At 48.2% G+C, this 530-nt stretch carries 1 pseudogene; it reads right to left on the reverse strand.

The features are described 5' to 3' along the window. Window positions 1-9 precede the first annotated feature (9 nt). Window positions 10-530, reverse strand: a pseudogene (locus tag L654_RS1000000128665) (P2 family phage major capsid protein); the annotation flags it as partial.

Genomic DNA, 530 nt, shown 5'->3' on the forward strand with positions numbered 1-530 from the left:
GCTAAAAAACTATTCCCAGCCGGTGCCTGCTTTATTTGGCAGTTTTACGTTGGCTGATTCGAAGTAGGCTACTTTTTCGAGATCTTCGATGTAGTAACAGTCGTTACGTGATAGGTAGTCTTCTACGCGTTTCTTTTTTGGGTTGTCTTCTACGTGGGTGCGGGTTGATCCTGATTGCACGTAGTGGCTTAGGTTGTCGAAACTTGTTACTAAAATGCCGCGCGCTGGAAAGAACGGAATTTTATAACTGGCTAGNGGCCGCCATATGTTTTAATGATTTGCTCAAGTTCGATTTTGGTTTTTTCGCTGGGCGTGTGCGACTGCTTTGCATACAACTTGTTTTGGTCGTTTGCTAGTAGTTCGTCGCCAATGATGGCAACCATGTTTACGCGCTTATGCTCTGGGATTGCTTGCAGTGCGTCGAACACGGCTTGGTCTAGGTTTTCGTAATCGCCACCGGCACCAATGCGAATTTCACCAACGGTTGCGCCTTCGCTAATTGCGCGCTCGGGTGCGTCGCGGCGAATGAG

Source organism: Pseudoalteromonas sp. TAB23 (assembly GCF_000498075.1).
GTDB lineage: Bacteria > Pseudomonadota > Gammaproteobacteria > Enterobacterales > Alteromonadaceae > Pseudoalteromonas > Pseudoalteromonas arctica.